The organism is Pseudomonas sp. LH1G9 (assembly GCF_002949975.1).
Classification (GTDB): Bacteria; Pseudomonadota; Gammaproteobacteria; order Pseudomonadales; family Pseudomonadaceae; genus Aquipseudomonas; species Aquipseudomonas veronii.
The window spans coordinates 4,932,697-4,955,039 of record NZ_CP026880.1; the positions used below are offsets into that span (position 1 = coordinate 4,932,697).

16 protein-coding genes are annotated in these 22,343 nt (G+C 61.5%); 6 read left to right on the forward strand and 10 right to left on the reverse strand.

The features are described from left to right. Nucleotides 1-178: 178 nt before the first annotated feature. Nucleotides 179-739, reverse strand: a complete 561-nt coding sequence (locus C5F70_RS22825; protein WP_104904095.1) for a HutD family protein — start codon at nucleotides 737-739, stop codon at nucleotides 179-181. Beyond that, nucleotides 736-1,485: a histidine utilization repressor gene (gene hutC, locus C5F70_RS22830; RefSeq protein WP_017849911.1), complete on the reverse strand. Its 750-nt coding sequence runs from the start codon at nucleotides 1,483-1,485 to the stop codon at nucleotides 736-738. Before hutC ends, C5F70_RS22825 begins: the two co-directional genes overlap by 4 nt. Before the next feature lie 108 nt (nucleotides 1,486-1,593). Here hutC and C5F70_RS22835 point away from each other — a divergent pair, with 108 nt between their 5' ends. Continuing rightward, nucleotides 1,594-2,958 (forward strand): formimidoylglutamate deiminase, encoded by a 1,365-nt coding sequence (locus C5F70_RS22835; protein WP_104904096.1) that lies wholly within the window; start codon nucleotides 1,594-1,596, stop codon nucleotides 2,956-2,958. A gap of 84 nt (nucleotides 2,959-3,042) precedes the next feature. Here C5F70_RS22835 and C5F70_RS22840 read toward each other — a convergent pair whose 3' ends face one another. The 6 genes from C5F70_RS22840 to C5F70_RS22865 all read right to left on the reverse strand — a co-directional run bounded on the left by C5F70_RS22840 (nucleotide 3,043) and on the right by C5F70_RS22865 (nucleotide 12,701). Then, the gene (locus C5F70_RS22840) at nucleotides 3,043-3,612 is read right to left on the reverse strand and encodes a lipocalin family protein (protein ID WP_017849913.1); all 570 of its coding nucleotides are present in this window, start codon (nucleotides 3,610-3,612) and stop codon (nucleotides 3,043-3,045) included. A gap of 30 nt (nucleotides 3,613-3,642) precedes the next feature. After that, nucleotides 3,643-3,897 carry a hypothetical protein gene (locus C5F70_RS22845; protein WP_104904097.1) on the reverse strand — a complete coding sequence of 85 codons (255 nt, stop codon included), beginning with the start codon at nucleotides 3,895-3,897 and terminating at the stop codon, nucleotides 3,643-3,645. A gap of 185 nt (nucleotides 3,898-4,082) precedes the next feature. After that, the gene (locus C5F70_RS22850) at nucleotides 4,083-5,093 is read right to left on the reverse strand and encodes a class 1 fructose-bisphosphatase (protein WP_046490869.1); all 1,011 of its coding nucleotides are present in this window, start codon (nucleotides 5,091-5,093) and stop codon (nucleotides 4,083-4,085) included. Between the two features lie 108 nt (nucleotides 5,094-5,201). Then, nucleotides 5,202-6,554, reverse strand: a complete 1,353-nt coding sequence (locus C5F70_RS22855) for a DUF3999 domain-containing protein (protein ID WP_104904589.1) — start codon at nucleotides 6,552-6,554, stop codon at nucleotides 5,202-5,204. Beyond that, a complete protein-coding gene (locus tag C5F70_RS22860) occupies nucleotides 6,554-10,093 on the reverse strand; it encodes a DUF2339 domain-containing protein (protein ID WP_104904098.1) in 3,540 nt (1,179 codons plus the stop codon). Before C5F70_RS22860 ends, C5F70_RS22855 begins: the two co-directional genes overlap by 1 nt. A gap of 157 nt (nucleotides 10,094-10,250) precedes the next feature. Further along, complete coding sequence (locus C5F70_RS22865) at nucleotides 10,251-12,701, reverse strand: glycogen/starch/alpha-glucan phosphorylase (RefSeq protein WP_046490873.1); 2,451 nt, start codon at nucleotides 12,699-12,701, stop codon at nucleotides 10,251-10,253. A 236-nt stretch (nucleotides 12,702-12,937) separates the two neighbouring features. Here C5F70_RS22865 and C5F70_RS22870 point away from each other — a divergent pair, with 236 nt between their 5' ends. Continuing rightward, nucleotides 12,938-13,372, forward strand: a complete 435-nt coding sequence (locus C5F70_RS22870) for a YkgJ family cysteine cluster protein (protein WP_017849920.1) — start codon at nucleotides 12,938-12,940, stop codon at nucleotides 13,370-13,372. 195 nt (nucleotides 13,373-13,567) lie between these two features. Here the strand turns inward: C5F70_RS22870 and typA are convergent, their stop codons facing one another. Together typA and thiI are read right to left on the reverse strand one after the other, a co-directional pair. Continuing rightward, complete coding sequence (gene typA, locus C5F70_RS22875; protein ID WP_017849921.1) at nucleotides 13,568-15,388, reverse strand: translational GTPase TypA; 1,821 nt, start codon at nucleotides 15,386-15,388, stop codon at nucleotides 13,568-13,570. Between the two features lie 139 nt (nucleotides 15,389-15,527). After that, a complete protein-coding gene (thiI, locus tag C5F70_RS22880; protein WP_046384997.1) occupies nucleotides 15,528-16,982 on the reverse strand; it encodes a tRNA uracil 4-sulfurtransferase ThiI in 1,455 nt (484 codons plus the stop codon). Nucleotides 16,983-17,316: 334 nt separating this feature from the next. Between thiI and glnA the strand changes: the two genes are divergently transcribed. From glnA to ntrC, 4 genes are all read left to right on the forward strand, one after another. Further along, nucleotides 17,317-18,723 (forward strand): glutamate--ammonia ligase, encoded by a 1,407-nt coding sequence (gene glnA, locus C5F70_RS22890; RefSeq protein WP_017849923.1) that lies wholly within the window; start codon nucleotides 17,317-17,319, stop codon nucleotides 18,721-18,723. A gap of 207 nt (nucleotides 18,724-18,930) precedes the next feature. Next, the gene (locus C5F70_RS22895; RefSeq protein ID WP_046490877.1) at nucleotides 18,931-19,467 is read left to right on the forward strand and encodes a chorismate mutase; all 537 of its coding nucleotides are present in this window, start codon (nucleotides 18,931-18,933) and stop codon (nucleotides 19,465-19,467) included. A 311-nt stretch (nucleotides 19,468-19,778) separates the two neighbouring features. Then, a complete protein-coding gene (gene glnL / locus C5F70_RS22900) occupies nucleotides 19,779-20,864 on the forward strand; it encodes a nitrogen regulation protein NR(II) (protein ID WP_017849925.1) in 1,086 nt (361 codons plus the stop codon). After that, on the forward strand, nucleotides 20,861-22,297 hold the full coding sequence (gene ntrC, locus C5F70_RS22905) for a nitrogen regulation protein NR(I) (RefSeq protein ID WP_017849926.1): 1,437 nt from the start codon (nucleotides 20,861-20,863) through the stop codon (nucleotides 22,295-22,297). Before glnL ends, ntrC begins: the two co-directional genes overlap by 4 nt. The last annotated feature ends 46 nt before the right edge of the window (nucleotides 22,298-22,343 follow it).

The following is a 22,343-nucleotide window of genomic DNA, read 5'->3' on the forward strand; positions in this document are numbered from 1 at the left end:
TGTGAGTTTGCGCCACGCTGGGGCGTTCGGTAACAAAGTGGTGCGGAAGGCCGGAAACAGATCGCAAGAACAGTGGAGAAACAAATGTGGGAGGGGGCTTGCCCCCGATAGCGGTGGACCAGTCAGCTTATCTGTAGCTGACCCACCGCAATCGGGGGCAAGCCCCCTCCCACATTTTTTAACCGCGGGCGGTCAATTCGATGATGCAGCAGCGGCCTGTGACGGAGATATCCAGCAAACCAGCGTTACCGTCCAGCTGCAGGCAGTCGTGATGACCCAACACCTGGCCGAGCACCGTCACCTCATCGGCCACGCTGAACACCAGCACCGTCTGCGCGGTGCTGAAAAAGCGCTGCACCCCATCGACCCACTGCAACCGCGCATGGTAACGCTGGGGTGAATAGATCAGGTTGAAATCGCGGATCGGCCCACTGATCAGGCGACACGACACCTGGCTGTCGCCCTTGAACGCGAACGCTTGCAGCGGCAACAACCCCCGCTGCTCCTCGCCGTCCACGGTCAGGACCATGCCCGCACCGTTGATCACCGTGATCACGCGTTGATAGCCGGTGAAGGAGGAAAACCCGCCCGACTCGCCGATATCGGCAATCGACAGGCGCCAGCCAAAGCCCTCCAGGCCATGGCCGCCATCGCGGCTGATTTCTTCGGTGCTGCCGCCGCCGTTTTTCCACGGCATACGCACGTAATTGGCGGCGCGCCAGACGGTCACTGCACTCATTTACTGAAGCGTCCTTCCAGGCTGTGGCGGGAACCGGGGTGGATCAAGCGCGCGGCGGTCACCGGCTGGCGACCGGACCAGGTGCGTCGACGAATCAACAGGCACGGCTCGCTCGGTTCGATCTGCAGCAACTTGCACTCGGCGGCATCGGCGAGGATCGCTTCGACCACATGCTCGCCCTCGGTCAACGGTGCGACCTGGTTCAAATAGGCGTAGGGGGTTTGCTGGGTGAAATCCTGCTGCAGGTATTCCGGCGCGACCAGGGCGTTGACGAAGCGGTCTTCGATTTGCACCGGGATATCGTTTTCAAAGTGAACGATCAGCGAGTGGAATACCCGCCCGCCTTCACGCATTTCCAGGGCGACGGCGCGCTCGGAACCGGCCGCCTCTTCGCCCAGGGTGATGACCTGGCAGGTATGCCGATGGCCGCGGGCGGCGATCTCATCGGCAATGTTATGCACTTCAAACAGCGCCGACTGGCTCTTGGGCTCGGCGACGAACGTGCCGACGCCTTGCATGCGTACCAGCAGCCCTTCGGCGGTGAGTTCACGCAGGGCGCGGTTGATGGTCATGCGGCTGAAACCCAGCTGGCTGACCAGTTCACTCTCCGACGGCACGCGGTAATGGGGCGGCCAGTTGCCGCTGAGGATCTGCTGGCTGATCATTTGTTTGACGCGGGCATACAAGGGCGCCGGACTTTCGTCCAGGTGGGCAGCCAGTGAAGACTTGGCGGGCGGAGTCGGCACGGGGAATCCTTGCAGGGGAAAAAGATGCATAGATTGCCGGAGTTTACCGAGCAGGCAAACGTCTGTATATGTATATACAAATAAACACACGACCGGGGTGCCCTGAACATGTCCGTTTTCTTTGCCGAACGCGCACTGCTGCCTGATGGATGGGCCAACGATGTACGCCTTAAAGTCGGCGTTGATGGCCTGCTGACTCACGTCGCGGCCAATGCCAGCGCAGACGGTGCCGAACGGCTCAGGGGCCCGGTGTTGGCGGGCATGCCGAACCTGCACTCCCATGCATTCCAGCGCGCCATGGCGGGCCTGGCCGAAGTGGCCGGCAACCCGAACGATAGTTTCTGGACCTGGCGCGAGCTGATGTACCGCATGGTCGGCAAGATCAATCCGGAGCAACTGCAGATCATCGCGCGCCAGTTGTATATCGAGATGCTCAAGGCCGGTTACACCTCGGTCGCGGAATTTCATTACGTCCACCACGACGTCAGCGGCCAGCCATATGCCGACCGCGCGGAACTGTCGCGGCAGATCAGCCAGGCGGCCGCCAGCAGCGGGATCGGCCTGACATTGCTGCCGGTGCTCTACAGCCACTCCGGGTTTGGCGGCCAGGCACCCAATGAAGGCCAGCGGCGGTTTATCAACAGCGGCGAACATTATCTGGAGCTGCAGGCGCGCCTGAAACCGATCCTCGCCGCACAGCCGGCGCAGCAACTGGGCTTGTGCTTCCACTCCCTGCGCGCCGTCACGCCGCAACAGATCACAGACGTGCTGGCTGCCAGCGACAAGGCCTGCCCGGTGCATATCCACATCGCCGAGCAACAGAAAGAAGTCGACGACTGCCTGGCCTGGAGCGGCAAACGCCCGCTGCAATGGCTGTATGACAACGTCGACGTCGATGAGCGCTGGTGCCTGGTACACGCCACCCATGCCGACCCCGAGGAAGTGACGCGCATGGCCAACAGCCGCGCGATTGCCGGTTTGTGCCTGACCACCGAAGCCAACCTGGGCGACGGGATTTTTCCGGCGGTGGATTTCCTCGCTCAAGGCGGGCGCCTGGGTATTGGTTCCGACAGCCATGTGTCGCTGAGCGTGGTGGAAGAACTGCGCTGGCTGGAATACGGCCAACGCCTGCGCGATCAGCGGCGCAATCGCCTGTATCGCCACGACCAACCGATGGTCGGCCGCACGCTGTTCGATGCCGCACTGGACGGCGGCGCCCAGGCGCTGGGGCAACCGATTGGGCGGCTGGAAGTGGGCAAGCGCGCCGATTGGCTGGTGCTGGACGGAAACGATCCGTACCTGGCGACGGCGACCGAAGACGGGATTCTCAATCGCTGGCTGTTCGCCGGTGGCGATCGCCAGGTGCGCGATGTGCTGGTCAACGGCAAGTGGGTGGTGCGCGACGGGCGGCATGCCGCTGAAGAAGAGAGCAGCCGGGCGTTTACCCAGGTGTTGAGAGAGTTACTCGGTTAACAGGCAACCCATAACAAATGTGGGAGGGGCGGTGCGACGATTCGACTTGCCCCCTCCCACAATTGGATTTGTGCTGATCCAGAGTTATTGCGAGGTCTTCGCCATCTGCTTGTCCGACGTGCGCCAGATCAAACGTGTGGTGTCATAACCCTGCTGCCGTGCCCTGCTCAGCAGGTCTTCACGGGTGTCGGCGCTGACCGTCGGCGTGCGCGACAAGATCCACATATAGCGCCGGCTTGGGCTGCCGACGAGGGCAGTCTTGTAATCATCGCTGACATACAACACCCAGTAGTCGCCCTTGGCGACGCCCGGCAACAGCGCGGTAAACCAGTTATTGAATTCCACCCTGAGCTTGTCGGTCTTGCCCGGCACTTGCGGCGTAGCGGTGCCCTTGGCTTCTTCCCACTTCCAGTCGCTGGTCAGGCAGCGGTTGAACACCGACATATCGCCATCCGGCAACAAGGTGTAGCGGGCCTCGGACTGCGCGCAGTTGCGCTGGAAGTACATCGGCAATCGCGCCAATTCATACCAGGTGCCCTGGTAACGCTTGAGGTTGACGTTACCCGCAGTCTTGGGTTGCAGATCATCGCCAGAATGGCTGGCGCAGCCCGCCAAAAACAGGCTGGCGCAAAGGAACACAACAAAACGCATCATTCTTCTTCTCCCGCAGGCTTTCGCCCCGGTTTACTTCAGGCCTTGCCCGGAAAACATCAGAACTTTGTCACCGGCATATTGAACGCTGATAAAGCTGTTTTTATCGCCCCAGGTGCAGCTGGACATACCCAGCGCGCCGGAACAATCGGTCGGCTTACCCAGCAACGACTCCACTTCGGCCTTGGCCATGCCAGCCGACAGCTTCGCGTAATTTTCCTGATTGACCCTGCTGCAAGCGGCCAACAGCACGCAAAAGGCCAGCAAAGCGAGACGGCGTAACGACATGGAATAACTCCTGGAGGGACGAGGCAGGTTGGGGGTCTGCCAGAAGCTTAGAAGGGAAAACAGGTGTCTGGTTCCCGACGAACGAAAACAAAAAAGCCCCGAAAACGCTGAAACGTTTCGGGGCTTCTCATCGTTCAAGACTTCACGTCTTGAACGTGCCGAGGGAGCTTGCTCCCTCGCCGCACTTACTTCTGGTGATAGCCGGTCACGCGCTCGACTTCTTCCTTCGAACCCAGGAACACCGCCACGCGCTGGTGCAGGCCTTCGGGCTGGATGTCGAGGATGCGCTGGTGGCCGTCGGTGGACACACCGCCCGCCTGTTCAACCAGGAACGACATCGGGTTGGCTTCGTACATCAGGCGCAGCTTGCCCGGCTTGGACGGCTCGCGGCTGTCACGCGGGTACATGAACACGCCACCGCGGGTCAGGATGCGGTGTACGTCAGCCACCATCGCCGCGACCCAGCGCATGTTGAAGTTTTTCTTCAACGGGCCTTCTTCGCCTTCCATCAACTCGCTGACGTAGCGCTTGACCGGTTCTTCCCAGTGGCGCTGGTTGGACATGTTGATTGCAAATTCCTGGGTAGCAGCAGGAATCACGATGTCTTCGTGGGTCAGCACGAAGCTGCCCATTTCGCGGTCCAGGGTGAAGCCTTTGACGCCGTCGCCCAGGGTCAGCACCAGCATGGTCTGCGGGCCGTAGATCGCATAACCGGCGGCAACCTGCTGGGTGCCCGGCTGCAGGAAGGCCTTTTCGTTCAGGGCTTCGTTCTGGCTCAGGTGTTCGTTCGGGCAACGCAGCACCGAGAAGATGGTGCCGACCGGGGCGTTGATGTCGATGTTGGACGAGCCGTCCAGTGGGTCGAACACCAGCAGGTAGGCGCCTTTCGGGTATTTGCCCGGGATCTGGTAGGCATTGTCCATTTCTTCGGACGCCATGCCGGCCAGGTGACCGCCCCATTCGTTGGCTTCGAGCAGGATCTCGTTGGAGATCACGTCGAGTTTCTTCTGCACTTCGCCTTGGACGTTTTCAGTGCCCATGCTGCCGAGGACGCCACCCAGCGCGCCTTTGGACACGGCGTGGCTGATTTCCTTGCAAGCACGCGCCACCACTTCGATAAGGAAGCGCAGATCGGCAGGCGTGTTGTTACTGCGGGTCTGCTCGATCAAATAGCGACTCAGGGTAACGCGGGACATGGAAGGCTCCGATGTATGGGGGGCTAAAAACCCGCGCAGTTTAACGCGAGTCGGGGCGTATTTCCTCCTATCAGAGGATTTAAACCCAATAGAGTTCATGGACGTTATTTAACGTGCTGCCGCAGGCTTGCGCAGCAAACTGTAAGCCATGGCCCCCAGCGCCGCCACACCGAGCAGCAATACGGCCCAGAGTCCGAGTTTTTTCCAGTTCGGTTCGGTGTCGACAGCGGCCACGAGCGCTGGCGACGTGACCCTGACGTCCCCCGCCACCGTGGCCTGCCCCAAGGTGTTGAGGCGCTCGGCGCTGTAGTCGGGGATCAGGGTCGACAGCGGCAGGTTCGCCGCCTTGGCCGAGGCATTCCCCAGCGCCAGGGTGAACGGCGGCTCGCCCCGCGCCAGGAACACCAACTGAGTGGCGCGCACGGCAACCCGCAGGGTCGGCGCGGCGGTGCCCAGGCCGCCGCCGCGCTCATCCACCTGCAACTTGAGTTCGGCGACCGCCTGGCCCGGCAACTGCAATTGATCCTGCACCACGTCCCGGCCGTTCTGGGTCAGGCGGTACAGCAAACCATTGCTCAGCGGCTGCCAGGCTTGCTTGCTGTCGCGTCGCCCCGACAAGGTCACGGGCGCCAGCGTATTGGGTTGTGTCAATTCCACGCGCAGGCGCTCGACGTTCAGCCCCGCCGGCAACTGCCAGGTGTATTCCCCCGCCTGCAGCCGCGTGCCGGAGAGCGGCTGCGACCACACCCATGGCGTCGGCAGGCTGCTGCGGGTGGCGCTGACCAATTTGGCCGAGGTCAACAGCGGCGCCGCCTGGCCCTGCCACAACAGACGCAGGTAACGCGCCGTTTGCCCCGGCAGGCTGACGTCGTGCTGCTCGACGCGCTCGTCGGCAAACGACAAACGCGCCACTTGCCCGTCGCCCCAGGGCGTCCAGTGCTGCAAGTCATCGCTGGCTTCGATGCTGAATCGCTGGAAGCCTTCTTGCTCGTGGCTCCAGTCGAGGCTCAGTTGCTGCAACGGCGCCTTGATCGCACTGGCGTCGAGCACCCAGCCGCGCAGCACCTGCTGGCCGGTCGTGGTTGCCGTGGAGGGGCGCACCTCCAGCAAGGTGCCTTCGGCGCTGGACTTCATCACCACCGCTGGCAAGGTTTCGCGCGTGTCGGCGGCGTACAGCGGGAACCACTTCACATCGGCAACGTTACGGTTCTCGGTGTGTTGCGCGGATTGGCGCGACAGCGCGTAGGCCTGGGGCTCACCGGCGGCATTGAATACGCGCAGGTCGCTGAGGTCGGCCTGGCGCGCGCTCAGTTGCACGGCCAGCGGCAATTCGAGGCGATACCACGGGCCGTTGCCGCTGACACTCAGCGGCACCTGGGCGGAGAAGTCGGCGGGCGTTTCCTGGGCCCATACCGACAATGTCGCACACACGCCCACTACCGCCACGCTCAACTTACCGATCAAGAGGATGCTCCTTCAGTTTCCAACACAGGTTCGGCGCGCTTGGGCGGCAGCGGTGCGAAGTAACCCACCACCAGCAACAACCCGCCCACGCCAATGAACGACACGATCCGCGCCAGGCCGCCACGGTTGCTCAGCTCGACAAAAAACAACTTGGCCACCACCACGGCAATCAACGCCGCGCCGATCAGCCAAACCTCGCGACGATGGCGCAGGTGACCGCCGATCATCAGGCCGAGGGCGATCAGGGTCCAGATGATCGACAAACCGGCTTGCACCAGCATCGACTCCAGCAACGCGTCCAGGTGAAACGGCACGCCGCCCCAATGGTGGGCGGTACGCATCACCAGCGCCGTGAAGAACGCAAACAGCGAAGCCCCCGCCACCCCTTGGGCGATCCATTCGGCACGCGGCCCGCGCTGCGGCGCCACACTGCGCGACCACAGATACACGCCAAGCAGGGCAAACAGCAGGCCCAGGTCCAGTGGGTTGATCAGCGGCACATAGGGCAACGGCTTGGCCGTACCGTCGCTGAACGTATTGGCCAGCCAGAACCAGCCGAGCATCAGCACCGCCAACGGTAGCGCCGCCAGCACTCGGTACTCCTTGGCATAGGCCGACACCGGCCATGGCCAACTGCGCGGCGCAGCCGCCAGCACCAGGTAGAGGCTCGGCAGGATCGCCCAGCCCAGCCAGCGCCAGGCGTTGTATTCGCTCGACAGCAACAACAGGCCGTAGCGCAGCTCCAGCGCCAGGACGCCGATCAACATCCAGCAACCCAACACATGGGCAACGCTCAGTACTTTGGCCGGAGCCACCGCCGCCAAGCGCCGCAATGAGATGAAATGCACCGCGAACACCGCCAGCCAGGCCAGCCAGCCGAACTGCGCCGCCGGGTGATAGTAGCTATGGGCAGACACCAGCAACACCGCTGCCGCCGCCGGCATCAGCAAGGTGCAGAGCATCGCCAGCGAGGCCCAGCGCAGGCGCGCCGCGAGCAACGTCCAGAGCGCCACGCTCGCTGCGGCGATACCCAGCAGGAACGCGCCCTGCAACTCTTGCGGGATAAACCGCAGCACTTCGCCGATCAGCGCCAGCGCCCACCAGGCCGCGCCCCATACCAGCAACAGGTCAGACAGGCGTTGCAGTTTCAGCACGGCAAACACCGGCGCATGAGGTTCGCGCTGCAAGCGCCAGGCGCCGACCAGAGCGGCCAGGCCCAACACCATTGGCGTCCAGAAACCGCTGTGCGCCAATAGACGCAAACCTTCATTGGTCAACGGCCCGAGCAGTTCCGGCACCGCCAGCAGGAACGACGCGCCGCCGATCAGTTGCAGCAGCAAACCGAACACAAAACTGACGCGCTGTTGCAGGTACAGGCTCAACCAGATGATCAGCAGACCGCTCGCCGCCCACACCCCGCTGGCGCTTTCCCAAGGCAGCACAAACAGCACGGCCAGGTTGATCAACACCAGGCCGGCCAGCAACACCACCGACAACCCGCGCAACAGGCGCGCGTCGCTGCGCACCATGTCGTCACGGGCCGCCAGCAGCATGCCGCCGATCAGCGCCAGCCCGATCAGCGAGGCCGTCAGCAAACCGCCCCAACCCGCGCTGAATACCGCCGCGCCATCACCGCCTTGCAGGCGCAACAGGAACAACGCGCCACCCAGCAGTTGCACGGCGAACGCGGTGAACAGGAAGGTCCGTGAACCGATGCGCAGGCCCACATACAGCGTCGCCAGGCCGGCGAGCGCCCAACTGATGGCGGTGCCCTGGGTCAGCAACAACAGCGGTGCGAGCAGGTACACGAAGGTCAGCCCGAGGCTGGCCAACACCGGCAAGCCCCTGCGCTCCCAAGCCGCCGCCTGTTCGGTGGAGGCGTTGCGCAACTGCGCGAAGCTGAACAGCAACGCGGCACCCAGCAACAGCGCGCCCAATGGCGCACCGTCCAGCATTGTGTGTGCGCCGACGCGCAGTTCACTGAGGAACGCCAGCGCCGAACCCAGTTGCAACAACAGGCCGAACGCCCGCGCCAACGGCCGTTGCTGGCGCAGGCCGAGCCAGAAGATCCCGGCGCCTTCCACGGCCCAGGCCGCTGCGGTCCAGCGCGCGTCGAGGCCCAGGGGAATCGCCAGGCTGGCGAAGATCACGCCCAGGGCCAGACAGGTTTCCGCCAGCAGCAAGGCACGCCCGCCACTGAGCAGTCGGGCCAGGCCCATGTAGATGATGCCCAGGCCCAGGGCGCTGAACGCAGCGGCAAACTCCAGGTGTTGGACCAGTGCGAACTGCAAGCCGAAGCCCACCAGTGGCGGACCGAACAGCAGGCTGCCGTCGACATAATCGCCCTTGGCCACCGACCAGCGCAGCAGCGCGCCCCGGCTGTCGTCCTCCGGCGCGTCGTTCATCTCCAGCAATTTGCGCCGGGTGAACAGCAGGCCGATGGCCAGGTACATCAGGAAAAACACGATCAGGAACGGCTCGGTGCTCCACAGCAGCTGCGGCGCATACGAACGCAGGCCCCAGGCGAAGCCGATGCCGAAGGTGCCGACAAAGCCGATCAGGTTGAGCAGGCGCCAGGCCTTGAACCAGGCGATGGCGAGGATGCCGGCATTGAGCAGGGCGAAGTAGCTGAACAGCGCCACATGGTTACCGGCGCCGGTGGAGGTCAGGATCGGCGCGGCAAACCCGCCCAGCGCCGCTGCGCAGGCCAGGCCCAACGCATCCTGGGTGATCGCCAGAATCGCCGAAAACAGCGTGACCGCCACCAGCAGGCCCAGCGCCGCGCCCGGGTCGATCAACGGGTGCAGGCGCATTGCGGCAAACACCGTCAGGTACAGCACCGCAATCCCGGTGCCTTGCAGCATCAAGCCGTAATTACTGTTGCGCAGCCGCAACCACCAGCCCAGGCCCAGCAGGCCCAAAGCGGCGGCGGCAACCCCGGCATAACGCAGTTCGATCGGCACCACCATGCCTTCGGTGGCATAACGCAGCAAAAAGGCCAGGCCGAGGAACAGCAGCACCACGCCGACGCGCAACACGGTATTGCCGCCGAACAGCCAATTGCGCGCGCCGCCGATGGCACGTTCGATCAGGTTGGGGCCACGGGGAATAACCGGTTCAGGCGCAGGCGGTTTCTCGGCAGGTTTCCAGACATCCGCCGGTAATGGCTGACTCGGTTCGGCAACGATGGCGACGGGTGTTGGCGCCAGTTCAGCGGGCAATTCCCAGATAAGCTCGGGGGCCTTGGCCGGCGGGGCGGATTCGGCGACGGGGGATTCGACCAACACACTGTGTGCGAGCGGCGCGGGTTCAGGCGCAGGTTTTTCCAGTTGCGCCAGGCGTTGCTCCAGCGCGGAGAGCGCTTTCTGCGCGGTCTCCAACTGACGGCCTTGTTCATCCGTGCGCGAAGCCAGCATCGACAGGCGAATCGCCTGGCCAATGCCCAACCCCAGCAGCGCGCCGATGCCCGCGTCGCCGAACGACTCATCGAGCGTCCAGCCGAGCGCCAGCCCAATCAGCATGAAAATCCATTGCATGGTCGATATTCCCTAAGCAAACCGGGACCTAGTATATCGACGCAGGACCTATGTGGGAGAGGGCTTGCCCCCGATAGCGGTGTGCCAGTCACATATCTGCAAACTGACAGTCCGCTATCGGGGGCAAGCCCCCTCCCACATTTTGGTTTTGGGGTGTTTAGTCGAGCGCTTTCCAGATCTCGGTGGCGTATTCGCGGATGGTGCGGTCCGAAGAGAACCAGCCCATCCGCGCGGTATTGAGCACCGCCGAACGCCACCATTCCTTGGAATCATGCCAATGCGCGTCGACCCGGGTCTGCGCCTCCCAGTAGGCATCGAAGTCGGCACACACCAGGAAGCGGTCGTACTCGATCAGCCCATCGATCAAGCCCACATAACGGCCCGGATCGTCCGGCGAGAACACCCCGCCGCGAATCGCTTGCAACACATCGCTCAAACGATGGGACGCGGCGATGTCCGGCCCGGCGTGGAATTCACCGGCGTGCTTGCGGGCCTCCACCTGCTGGGCGCTGAGGCCGAAGATAAACATGTGCTCGCCGCCCACGCGCTCGTGCATCTCGACGTTGGCGCCGTCCATGGTGCCGATGGACAGCGCGCCGTTAAGGCCGAACTTCATGTTGCTGGTGCCCGATGCTTCAAAGCCGGCGGTGGAAATCTGCTCCGACAAGTCCGCCGCCGGGATGATGCTTTCCGCCAGGCTGACGTTGTAGTTGGGCAGGAACACCACCTTGAGCAAGCCGCGCACGGTGGGGTCGTTGTTGACGGTACGGGCGATGTCGTTGGTCAGCTTGATGATCAGCTTGGCCTGGTGATAGCTCGCCGCCGCCTTGCCGGCGAAGATCTTCACTCGCGGCACCCAGTCGGTCTCGGGCTCGGCACGGATCGCCTGGTACAGCGCCACGGTGTGCAGCAGGTTGAGCAACTGGCGCTTGTACTCGTGGATGCGCTTGACCTGCACGTCGAACATCGCCGCCGGGTTGACCGCAATACCCAGACGCTCATGGATGATCTCGGCCAGCGCGCGCTTGCTGTGCAGGCGTTGTTCGGCAAAGGCCTTGCGGAAGGCCTGCTTCTCGGCAAACGGTTCGAGTTCGATCAGGCGCTGTTCGGGCTTGTCGAGGATGTCCGCACCCAGCGCGTCGACGAGCATGCCGGTGAGTTGGGGGTTGGCCTGGTACAGCCAGCGGCGGAAGGTGATGCCGTTGGTTTTGTTGTTGATGCGCTCCGGGTACAGCTTGTGCAGTTCGGAGAACACCGTGCTGCGCATCAGTTGGGTGTGCAGGCCGGATACGCCGTTGACGCTATGGGAGCCGAGGAACGCCAGGTTGCCCATCCGCACGCGGCGACCGTTGTCTTCTTCGATCAGCGACACGGCGCGCAGCACGTCGAAATCGTGGATGCCCTTGGCGCGCAGCGAGTCGATGTGCTGCGCGTTGATCAGGTAGATGATCTGCATGTGCCGGGGCAGCATGCGCTCCATCAGGCCGACCGGCCAGGTTTCCAGGGCTTCGGGCAGCAGTGTGTGGTTGGTGTACGACAGGGTTTCGACGGTGACGTCCCACGCCGCGTCCCAGGGAATATCGTGCAGGTCCACCAGTTGCCGCATCAACTCGGCGACCGCGATGGACGGGTGCGTGTCGTTGAGCTGAATGGCGGCATGTTCGCCCAGGCTCAGCACCGAGCCGTGCATGTTCTTGTGGCGGCGCAGCAGGTCTTGCAGCGAGGCCGAGACGAAGAAGTATTCCTGGCGCAGGCGCAGTTCCTGCCCCGCTTCGGTGCTGTCGGCCGGGTAAAGCACTCGGGAGATGCTTTCGGCGCGGGCCACTTCGGCGACGGCGCCCAAGTGGTCGCCGGCGTTGAAGCGCTCCAGGTGCAGGTCTTCCACGGCACGCGCACGCCACAGCCGCAGGGTGTTGACGCTGGCGCCGCGCCAGCCGACCACCGGAGTGTCGTAGGCCACGGCCCGCACGGTTTCGCTGGGCGACCACACCTGAATCAGCTTGCCGCCGGCATCGGCGAGGGTTTCGACGCTGCCGCCGAAGCCGATCGGGTAGATCACTTCAGCCCGTTCGAACTCCCACGGGTTGCCGAAATCCAGCCAGCGCTCGGTCTGTTCCTGCTGCCAGCCATCGACAATCGCCTGGCGGAACAGCCCGTGCTCATAGCGAATGCCATAACCATGGCCGGCAATGCCCAGGGTCGACATGCTTTCCATAAAGCACGCCGCCAGGCGCCCCAGACCGCCGTTGCCGAGCGCTGCGTCGGGCTCCAGCAGGCGGATGCGTTCCAGGTCGACACCCAACTCGGTGAGCGCTTCGCGAGCGATCTCCAGCAGGCCGAGGTTGCTCAGGCTGTCGAAGAGCAGGCGGCCGATGAGGAATTCCAGCGAGAGGTAATACACCCGCTTCTGGCCTTTGCGGTAGATTTGCCGCGTATGGTTCATCCAGTGATCGACCATCTGGTCGCGGGCGGCCAGGGCAATGGCTTCGAACCAGTCATGGTCGAAGGCGTGATCCGGGTCTTTGCCCACCGCGTAGGTGAGTTTGGTCAAGACAGCATCGCGAAATGCGGCTACCTCTGCTTCTCGTGCAAGCGGTTCCTGAGACATCGGTGTGACCTCGGGCGAGATTGAAGGAGTTGCTAGAGCCTAGTCGGTCTGACCGGCGGTCGACGCGCTGGTTCGGCAGTTTTTTAACTCATTCACCTTTGCATGAATTTAATGCAGGGGTCGTGCCCGATCACTGTTCGAGCCGCCTTCGAGCTGAAAACCCGAAAATATTGTTCAAAAAACCATCAATCCCGGTATGATCGCGCGCCCGGATACCGCCCCACCTTGGAACCCTGATGAAGCCTCAACTGATCGCCGCTGCGGAACTCGACCGTCTCGAGACCTGGCAGAAATATTCCGCCCACATGTGCGGAGGCTGCGTGTCCAGCTGCTGCACGCTGCCGGTCGAAGTGAAGATCAAAGACTTGATCCGCATTGGCATCGTCGATGAATTCGAGCGTGGCGACCCGCCGAAGAACATCGCCAAGCGTTTGCAGAAGGAAGGCATCGTCGAGCGCTACAACAGCAAATCCGAGATCTTCACCCTGCAGCGCATGAGCAACAACGACTGCCTGTACCTGGATCGTAAGACGCGCTTCTGCACTATTTATGACAAGCGCCCGGATACCTGCCGCAACCACCCGAAAATCGGCCCGCGGCCGGGGTATTGCGCGTACAAGCCCAAAGAAGTGGTGCGCGAGACCAATTTCAAGACTCTCGATAAGTTCTGATCCATGTTTTGCAGGGTTCTCAAGGGCCCTATCGGGGGCAAGCCCCCTCCCACAGTTTTGATTTGTGAACGCCTTCAAAATGTGGGAGGGGGCTTGCCCCCGATAGGGCCGGCACCTTCAGCACAAAACCTGCAGACATAAAAAAACGCCCCCGGCCTTTCGACCGGGGGCGTTTTTCATTCAGCCTGAGTTAACTCAGTTCTTGGCTTTCTTGGCAGCGCGGGTACGCTCGCCTTCGTCCAGGATCTTCTTACGCAGGCGGATCGACTTAGGCGTGACTTCGCACAGCTCGTCGTCCTGGATGAATTCCAGGGCCTGTTCCAGGGTGAAGCGAACAGGTGGAACCAGAGCGATGGTTTCGTCTTTACCCGAAGCACGCATGTTGTCGAGCTTCTTGCCTTTGGTTGGGTTGACGCCCATGTCGTTGTCACGGCTGTTCAGACCAACGATCTGACCGTTGTAGATCTCTTGACCGTGTTCAACGAACAGCTTGCCACGCGCCTGGAGGGTTTCCAGGGAGTAGGTCAGCGCCTTGCCGGTTTCAACCGAAACCAGAACACCGTTCTGACGGCCGGACATGTCGCCGGACTTCATGGTGTCGTAGCGATCGAAGATCGAGGTCAGGATGCCAGCACCGTTGGTCAGGGTCAGGAACTGGTTACGGAAACCGATCAGACCACGCGCAGGGATGTTGTATTCCAGACGCACACGGCCTTTGCCATCCGGCACCATGTTGGTCAGGTCGCCCTTACGCAGGCCCATCTCTTCCATGACCTTGCCCTGGGATTCTTCAGGGGTGTCGATGGTGACGTTTTCGAACGGTTCCTGCTTCACGCCGTCAACAGTACGGATGATCACTTCAGGACGACCAACGCCCATTTCGAAGCCTTCGCGACGCATGGTTTCGATCAGTACCGAGAGGTGCAGCTCACCACGGCCGGAAACCTTGAACTTGTCAGCCGAGTCGCCTTCTTCAACGCGCAATGCCACGTTGTAGAGCAGCTCTTTGTCCAGACGTTCCTTGATGTTACGGGAGGTCACGAACTTGCCTTCTTTACCGCAGAAAGGCGAGTCGTTTACCTGGAAGGTCATGGAAACGGTTGGCTCGTCGACGGTCAGAGGCTTCATCGCCTCGACAGTGTCCGGCTGGCACAGGGTGTCGGAGATGAACAGCGAGTCCATACCGCTAACGCACACGATGTCGCCGGCGAACGCTTCTTCAACGTCGATGCGGTGCAGGCCGTGGTGACCCATCAGCTTCAGGATACGACCGTTGCGTTTCTTGCCGTCGGCGCCGATAGCGACAACCGGAGTGTTCGGCTTGACGCTACCACGAGCGATACGGCCAACGCCGATAACACCCAGGAAGCTGTTGTAGTCCAGTGCCGAGATTTGCATCTGGAACGGACCGTCACGGTCAACCTTCGGTGGTGGAACGTGGTCAACGATGGCCTGGTACAGCGGGGTCATGTCTTCCGCCATGGCGGTGTGATCCAGACCGGCGATACCGTTCAGGGCCGAAGCGTAGATAACCTGGAAGTCCAGTTGTTCTTCGGTAGCACCCAGGTTGTCGAACAGATCGAAGATCTGGTCCAGAACCCAATCCGGACGCGCGCCTGGACGGTCAACCTTGTTGATGCACACGATCGGACGCAGGCCGGCTTCGAACGCCTTCTTGGTCACGAAACGGGTTTGCGGCATAGGGCCGTCTTGAGCGTCAACCAGCAGCAGAACGGAGTCGACCATCGACATTACGCGTTCTACTTCGCCGCCGAAGTCGGCGTGGCCCGGGGTATCCACGATGTTGATGTGGTAGCCGTTCCAGTTGATAGCGGTGTTTTTAGCCAGGATGGTAATACCGCGCTCTTTTTCCTGGTCGTTGGAGTCCATCACGCGCTCGTCGTTGAGCTCGTTGCGCTCCAGGGTGCCGGATTGACGCAAGAGTTTGTCTACCAGGGTGGTTTTACCATGGTCAACGTGAGCAATGATGGCGATGTTACGTAGATTTTCGATCACTTGTGTATCTCGATCAGAGGATTCGGTGTGCTGACAGGTCGTGGCAGCGATTAACAGTAGAGTCAGGCCTTGCCGTTACAGCTTGACGGCAGAGTCGGGGGGCCGGTGACGCAGGCCACAGGCAAACAGCCCCGGGCTCTTAGCTCGGTCGATAAACGCGCACATTGGCATGCCCCTCACTGAGCAAATGGTGGGCATGCAGGCGACTCATCACGCCTTTGTCGCAATACAGCAGGTACTGACGGCTGTTATCCAGTTCCTTGAAACGCGCGTTCAATGCATAGAACGGCAGCGTTTGTACGTCGATGCCAGCGATTTCCAGCGGCTCGTCTTCAGCGGCATCCGGGTGACGGATGTCGATGATGATCTGACCGGCCAGGGCTTCGCTGACTTCTTCGATCTGCACATCCTGGCCCAACTCGTCGATGACACGATCGATCGGGACCAGTTTGGCGTTCTCGAGCGCACGCTCCAGAACCGCCATATCAAACTGTTGTTCTTCATACTCCACGCGGTTGCGCTTGGCGTGGGTCTTGGGGTTCACCGAGATGACCCCGCAATATTCGGGCATGTGCTTGGCGAAGTCGGCAGTGCCGATCTGTTCCGCCAGGTCGATGATGTCCTGCTTATGGCTGGCGATCAGCGGGCGCAGCACCAGCTTCTCGGTCACGCAATCGATGAGCGACAGGTTCGGCAGCGTCTGGCTGGATACCTGGGAAATCGCTTCGCCGGTCACCAGCGCGTCGATCTGCAGTTGATCGGCAATTCGGGACGCTGCGCGCAACATCATACGCTTCAATACTACGCCCATATGACTGTTATCGACTTTGCCGAGAATTTCGCCCAGTACTTCCTCGAACGGCACGCTGACAAACAGCACGCGTTGGGAGCTGCCGTACTTCTTCCAGATATAGTGCGCGACTTCCATCACGCCCAATTCGTGGGCACGCCCGCCCAGGTTGAAGAAGCAGAAGTGGCTCATCAGGCCGCGGCGCATGATCTGGTAGGCCGCCACTGTGGAATCGAAACCGCCGGACATCAAGACCAGGGTCTGTTCCAGGGCGCCCAACGGGTAGCCACCAATGCTATTGTGCTGGCTGTGGATCACAAACAACCGTTGGTCGCGAATTTCCATCCGCACTTCAATTTGCGGCGCCTTGAGGGAAATTCCGGCAGCGCCGCACTCGCGACGCAGCTTGCTGCCGACGTATTTTTCCACATCCATGGAGCTGAACGGGTGCTTGCCGGCACGCTTGCAGCGCACCGAAAAAATCTTGCCTTCAAGCTCGCTGCCGAAGTGCTGTTTGCACTTTTCGGTGATGTCGTCGAAGTCGCCCAGCGGGTACTCGTCGACCTGCAGGAAATGCGCGATGCCCGGCATGCAGCTCAGGCGCTCGGTCATATCCTTCAAGGCCTTGGCGTCGGTGACACGGGTTTCCAGCTCGAGATTGTCCCACACACCGTTCACCACCACAGCCGGGTCCAGATCGCGGAGCACGGCACGGATGTTCTTGGCCAACTGACGGATGAAACGCATCCGTACCGGTCGGCTTTTGATGGTGATCTCGGGGAAGACTTTAACGATTAATTTCATGGAAACAGCGCGCGCAGGGCCTGCCGAAAAAGGGGGGCGCGGATTATAGCGGAAATCGCTCAAGGTTTAACCAGTTAATATGCATCAACGGTGCAACGCACCAAAAAAGGTCATTTACGCAAATGCGCGCCACATTGCAGTGCGTTATTTATTCCATTTCGGCGGTTTGCACTGTTATAGGGGCCATTTTGACGCAAAAAGGCCATGTTGGCGCACTGGCATGCAATTTGCTCTCTTGTGAGGCAGGTTGCCATGGCGGACTATCCGCGCCGGCATCACCCACATTCTAAGGGCTAACTCCACTACCCAGCCCGAAGCCACCCCGGAGGACACCATGTCGAAGTCGGTTCAACTCATCAAAGATCATGACGTTAAGTGGATTGATCTGCGCTTCACGGACACAAAAGGCACTCAGCACCACGTGACCATGCCGGCTCGCGACGCGCTGGATGACGCGTTCTTCGAAGAAGGCAAAATGTTCGACGGTTCCTCCATTGCCGGTTGGAAAGGCATCGAAGCTTCCGACATGATCCTGATGCCGGACGACAGCACTGCCGTGCTGGACCCGTTCACCGAAGACCCAACCCTGATCATCGTCTGCGACGTGATCGAGCCTTCGACCATGCAAGGCTACGACCGCGACCCACGTGCGATCGCCAAGCGTGCCGAGGAATACCTGAAGTCGACCGGTATCGGCGACACCGTATTCGTAGGCCCAGAGCCAGAATTCTTCATCTTTGATTCGGTCAAGTTCAAGTCCGACATCTCCGGCTCCATGTTCAAGATTTTCTCCGAACAAGGTTCGTGGATGTCCGACCAGGACGTAGAAGGCGGCAACAAAGGCCACCGTCCAGGTATCAAAGGTGGCTACTTCCCAGTTCCGCCATTCGACCACGACCACGAAATCCGTACCTCCATGTGCAACGCCATGGAAGAAATGGGCCTGGTCATCGAAGTACACCACCACGAAGTGGCGACTGCCGGCCAGAACGAAATCGGTGTGAAGTTCAACACCCTGGTTGCCAAGGCTGACGAAGTCCAGACCCTGAAGTACTGCGTACACAACGTGGCTGATGCCTACGGCCGTACCGCAACCTTCATGCCTAAGCCTCTGTACGGCGATAACGGTTCGGGTATGCACGTTCACCTGTCCATCGCTAAAGATGGCAAGAACACCTTCGCTGGCGAAGGTTATGCCGGCCTGTCCGACACTGCCCTGTACTTCATCGGCGGTATCATCAAGCACGGTAAGGCCCTGAACGGCTTCACCAACCCGTCGACCAACTCCTACAAGCGTCTGGTCCCAGGTTTCGAAGCACCGGTAATGCTGGCCTACTCGGCTCGTAACCGCTCCGCATCGATCCGTATTCCTTACGTGTCCAGCCCGCGCGCTCGCCGTATCGAAGCCCGCTTCCCGGACCCGGCAGCCAACCCGTACCTGGGCTTCGCTGCACTGCTGATGGCTGGCCTGGACGGCATCCAGAACAAGATCCACCCAGGCGACGCCGCCGACAAAAACTTGTACGACCTGCCGCCTGAAGAGGCCAAAGAGATCCCACAAGTGTGCGGCAGCCTGAAAGAAGCCCTGGAAGAGCTGGACAAGGGCCGTGCGTTCCTGACCAAAGGCGGCGTATTCAGCGACGACTTCATCGATGCCTACATCGAGCTGAAAAGCGAAGAAGAAATCAAAGTCCGCACCTTCGTACACCCACTGGAATACGAGCTGTACTACAGCTGCTGATCCGGTAGCGTCGCTTAACGTGGCGTGATCGAAAAAGACCTCCTTCGGGAGGTCTTTTTTTGCCCGGGGATTACACAGCTCCGCACCTGCAAACCCAATCAAAAAGGTGGGAGGGAGCTTGCTCCCGATAGCCGTGGATCAGTTGATACCGGTGCTGACTGACACTCTGTTATCGGGGGCAAGCCCCCTCTCACAAGGAGATCAGCATTGAAACGTCGACTTGTGTTCGCTCTGTTATTCGTCAGTGCCAGTGCGAGCGCTGCGCCGCCCAGCCTCGAACCTTTACTCAACAGCATCGCCGAGCGCCTGGCGATCGCCGACCAGGTCGCCCTGAGCAAGTGGGACAGCCACAAGCCCGTAGAAGACAAGAAACGCGAGCAAGAGGTGATCGCCAGCGTCGTCGCCCAGGCCCCGAGCTATAAGCTGGACCCTGTCGCCGCCGGGCAGTTCTTCTCGGCACAGATCGAAGCGAACAAACTGGTGCAGTACGCCCATCTTTCTGACTGGCAGTTCCAGGGCAAGGCCCCCGACGATCCGCGCCCGGACCTGGTCAAGCAGATTCGCCCGCAACTGGACCAACTGCAAAAACGCCTGCTGCAGCAATTGGCCGACTTCAGCCCGCAGCGCACCGACCCACAGTGCCCGCAATGGCTGGCCGAAGCCGTGCATGAGCCGCTCAATGAGCCGATGCAGCAGTTGGCGATGATCCGCGCGACCGCCGAGCTGTGTATCTACAAAAACTAAAACGGTAAACCCGATCCAAAAATGCGGGAGGAGGCAATCCCCCTCCCACATTTGATTTGTGTGAATTCGCGCCTCCAGAACAATCGTCACAAAATCGCACTATATTGGTGCGATAGCCTGCACCCTTCCCACCGACCCAGCCCATTTTGGTTCGAAACTACCCGATGAAGCTGGCAGAACGCAACAGTTTCGAGCCTTAAACCCTTATTTCAGGGCTTAAACGCTTCTTTTCGGAGCCTTGGTTTGGTTTTTGCATTTTCCTTGTATCAGCGTGTGCCTCAAGCCCGCGCCTTGCTCCAAAAGAGGTCCTGATGACCATCAGCGATGCACTGCACCGTTTGTTACTCGACAACCTGACCACCGCGACCATCCTGCTCAATGACGACCTGCGCCTTGAGTACATGAACCCGGCGGCGGAGATGCTCCTGGCCATCAGCGGGCAGCGCAGCCATGGGCAGTTCATCAGCGAGTTGTTCACCGAGTCGGCCGAAGCCTTGAGCTCGTTGCGCCAGGCGGTGGAGCAGGCACATCCGTTCACCAAGCGCGAAGCGATGCTCACCGCCCTGACCGGCCAGACCCTGACCGTCGACTACGCCGTGACCCCGATCCTGAGCAACGGCAGCACCCTGCTGCTGCTCGAAGTCCACCCGCGTGACCGCCTGCTGCGCATCACCAAGGAAGAAGCGCAGTTGTCCAAGCAGGAAACCAGCAAGATGCTGGTGCGCGGCCTGGCCCACGAGATCAAGAACCCGTTGGGCGGGATTCGCGGCGCGGCGCAGTTGCTGGCTCGTGAGCTGCCGGACGAGCACCTCAAGGACTACACCAACGTCATCATCGAAGAGGCCGACCGCCTGCGTAATCTGGTGGACCGCATGCTCGGCTCCAACAAGCTGCCGTCGCTGGCGATGACCAACGTGCATGAGGTGCTGGAGCGTGTCTGCCAGTTGGTCGAGGCCGAAAGCCAAGGCTGCATTACCTTGGTGCGCGACTATGACCCGAGCATTCCCGACGTGTTGATCGACCGCGAGCAGATGATCCAGGCGGTGCTCAACATCGTGCGCAACGCCATGCAGGCCATCAGCAGCCAGAACGAGCTGCGCCTGGGCCGCATCAGCCTGCGCACCCGCGCCTTGCGCCAGTTCACCATCGGCCACGTGCGCCATCGTCTGGTGACCAAAGTCGAAATCACCGACAACGGCCCGGGCATTCCAGCAGAACTGCAGGAAACCATTTTCTTCCCCATGGTCAGCGGCCGCCCGGACGGTACCGGGCTGGGCCTGGCCATTACCCAGAACATCATCAGCCAGCACCAGGGTCTGATCGAATGTGAGAGCCATCCTGGCCACACCACGTTCTCGATCTTTCTGCCTCTGGAACAAGGAGCCCCATCGACATGAGCCGTAGTGAAACTGTCTGGATCGTCGATGACGACCGTTCTATCCGCTGGGTCCTCGAGAAAGCCCTGCAACAGGAAGGCATGACCACCCAGAGCTTCGACAGCGCTGACGGGGTGATGAGCCGCCTGGCGCGCCAGCAGCCCGACGTGATCATCTCCGACATCCGCATGCCCGGTGCCAGCGGCCTGGACCTGCTGGCGCGGATTCGCGAGCAGCACCCGCGCCTGCCGGTGATCATCATGACCGCGCACTCGGACCTGGACAGCGCTGTCGCGTCCTACCAGGGCGGCGCCTTTGAGTACCTGCCCAAGCCGTTCGACGTGGACGAAGCGGTGGCGCTGGTCAAGCGCGCCAACCAGCACGCCCAGGAACAGCAGAACCAGGAAGCCCCGCCCGCCCTGACCCGCACCCCGGAAATCATCGGTGAAGCGCCGGCGATGCAGGAAGTGTTTCGCGCCATCGGGCGCTTGAGCCACTCCAACATCACCGTGCTGATCAACGGCGAGTCGGGCACCGGTAAAGAACTGGTGGCCCACGCCCTGCACCGCCACAGCCCGCGGGCGGCGTCGCCGTTCATTGCGCTGAACATGGCGGCGATTCCGAAGGACTTGATGGAGTCCGAACTGTTCGGCCACGAGAAAGGCGCCTTCACCGGCGCGGCCAACCTGCGGCGCGGGCGGTTTGAACAGGCGGACGGCGGCACGCTGTTCCTCGATGAAATCGGCGACATGCCGGCCGATACCCAGACCCGCTTGCTGCGCGTGCTGGCGGACGGCGAGTTCTACCGTGTGGGCGGGCATACGCCGGTCAAGGTTGACGTGCGTATCATCGCCGCGACTCACCAGAACCTGGAAACCCTGGTGCATGCGGGCAAGTTCCGTGAGGACTTGTTCCACCGCCTCAACGTGATCCGCATCCACATCCCGCGCATGTCGGACCGTCGCGAAGACATCCCGACCCTCGCGCGCCACTTCCTCAGCCGCGCCGCCCAGGAGCTGGCCGTCGAGCCGAAGCTGCTGAAAAGCGAGACCGAGGAATACCTGAAGAACCTGCCGTGGCCCGGCAACGTGCGCCAGCTGGAGAACACCTGCCGCTGGATCACGGTCATGGCGTCCGGGCGCGAAGTGCATATCAGCGACCTGCCGCCGGAGCTGCTCAGCCTGCCGCAGGATTCGGCCCCCGTGACCAACTGGGAACAGGCGCTGCGCCAATGGGCCGACCAGGCCCTGGCACGCGGCCAGTCGAACCTGCTGGACAGCGCCGTGCCGGCCTTCGAACGGATCATGATCGAAACCGCCCTCAAGCACACCGCCGGCCGCCGTCGCGATGCCGCCGTGCTGCTGGGTTGGGGCCGCAATACCCTGACGCGCAAGATCAAGGAACTGGGGATGAAGGTCGATGGCGCGGATGATGACGACGGGGACGAGGGCTGAATCTCAGCCCCACTGAAGATCCAATGTGGGAGGGGGCTTGCCCCCG

Bases quoted from the DNA above. Each gene is read 5' to 3' on its own strand.
- C5F70_RS22835 (WP_104904096.1), top strand. From the start codon at position 1,594: ATGTCCGTTTTCTTTGCCGAACGCGCACTGCTGCCTGATGGATGGGCC.
- C5F70_RS22845 (WP_104904097.1), bottom strand. From the start codon at position 3,897: ATGTCGTTACGCCGTCTCGCTTTGCTGGCCTTTTGCGTGCTGTTGGCC.
- ntrC (WP_017849926.1), top strand. From the start codon at position 20,861: ATGAGCCGTAGTGAAACTGTCTGGATCGTCGATGACGACCGTTCTATC.
- C5F70_RS22840 (WP_017849913.1), bottom strand. From the start codon at position 3,612: ATGATGCGTTTTGTTGTGTTCCTTTGCGCCAGCCTGTTTTTGGCGGGC.
- thiI (WP_046384997.1), bottom strand. From the start codon at position 16,982: ATGAAATTAATCGTTAAAGTCTTCCCCGAGATCACCATCAAAAGCCGA.
- C5F70_RS22870 (WP_017849920.1), top strand. From the start codon at position 12,938: ATGAAGCCTCAACTGATCGCCGCTGCGGAACTCGACCGTCTCGAGACC.
- C5F70_RS22860 (WP_104904098.1), bottom strand. From the start codon at position 10,093: ATGCAATGGATTTTCATGCTGATTGGGCTGGCGCTCGGCTGGACGCTC.
- glnA (WP_017849923.1), top strand. From the start codon at position 17,317: ATGTCGAAGTCGGTTCAACTCATCAAAGATCATGACGTTAAGTGGATT.
- glnL (WP_017849925.1), top strand. From the start codon at position 19,779: ATGACCATCAGCGATGCACTGCACCGTTTGTTACTCGACAACCTGACC.
- C5F70_RS22825 (WP_104904095.1), bottom strand. From the start codon at position 739: ATGAGTGCAGTGACCGTCTGGCGCGCCGCCAATTACGTGCGTATGCCG.
- C5F70_RS22865 (WP_046490873.1), bottom strand. From the start codon at position 12,701: ATGTCTCAGGAACCGCTTGCACGAGAAGCAGAGGTAGCCGCATTTCGC.
- C5F70_RS22850 (WP_046490869.1), bottom strand. From the start codon at position 5,093: ATGTCCCGCGTTACCCTGAGTCGCTATTTGATCGAGCAGACCCGCAGT.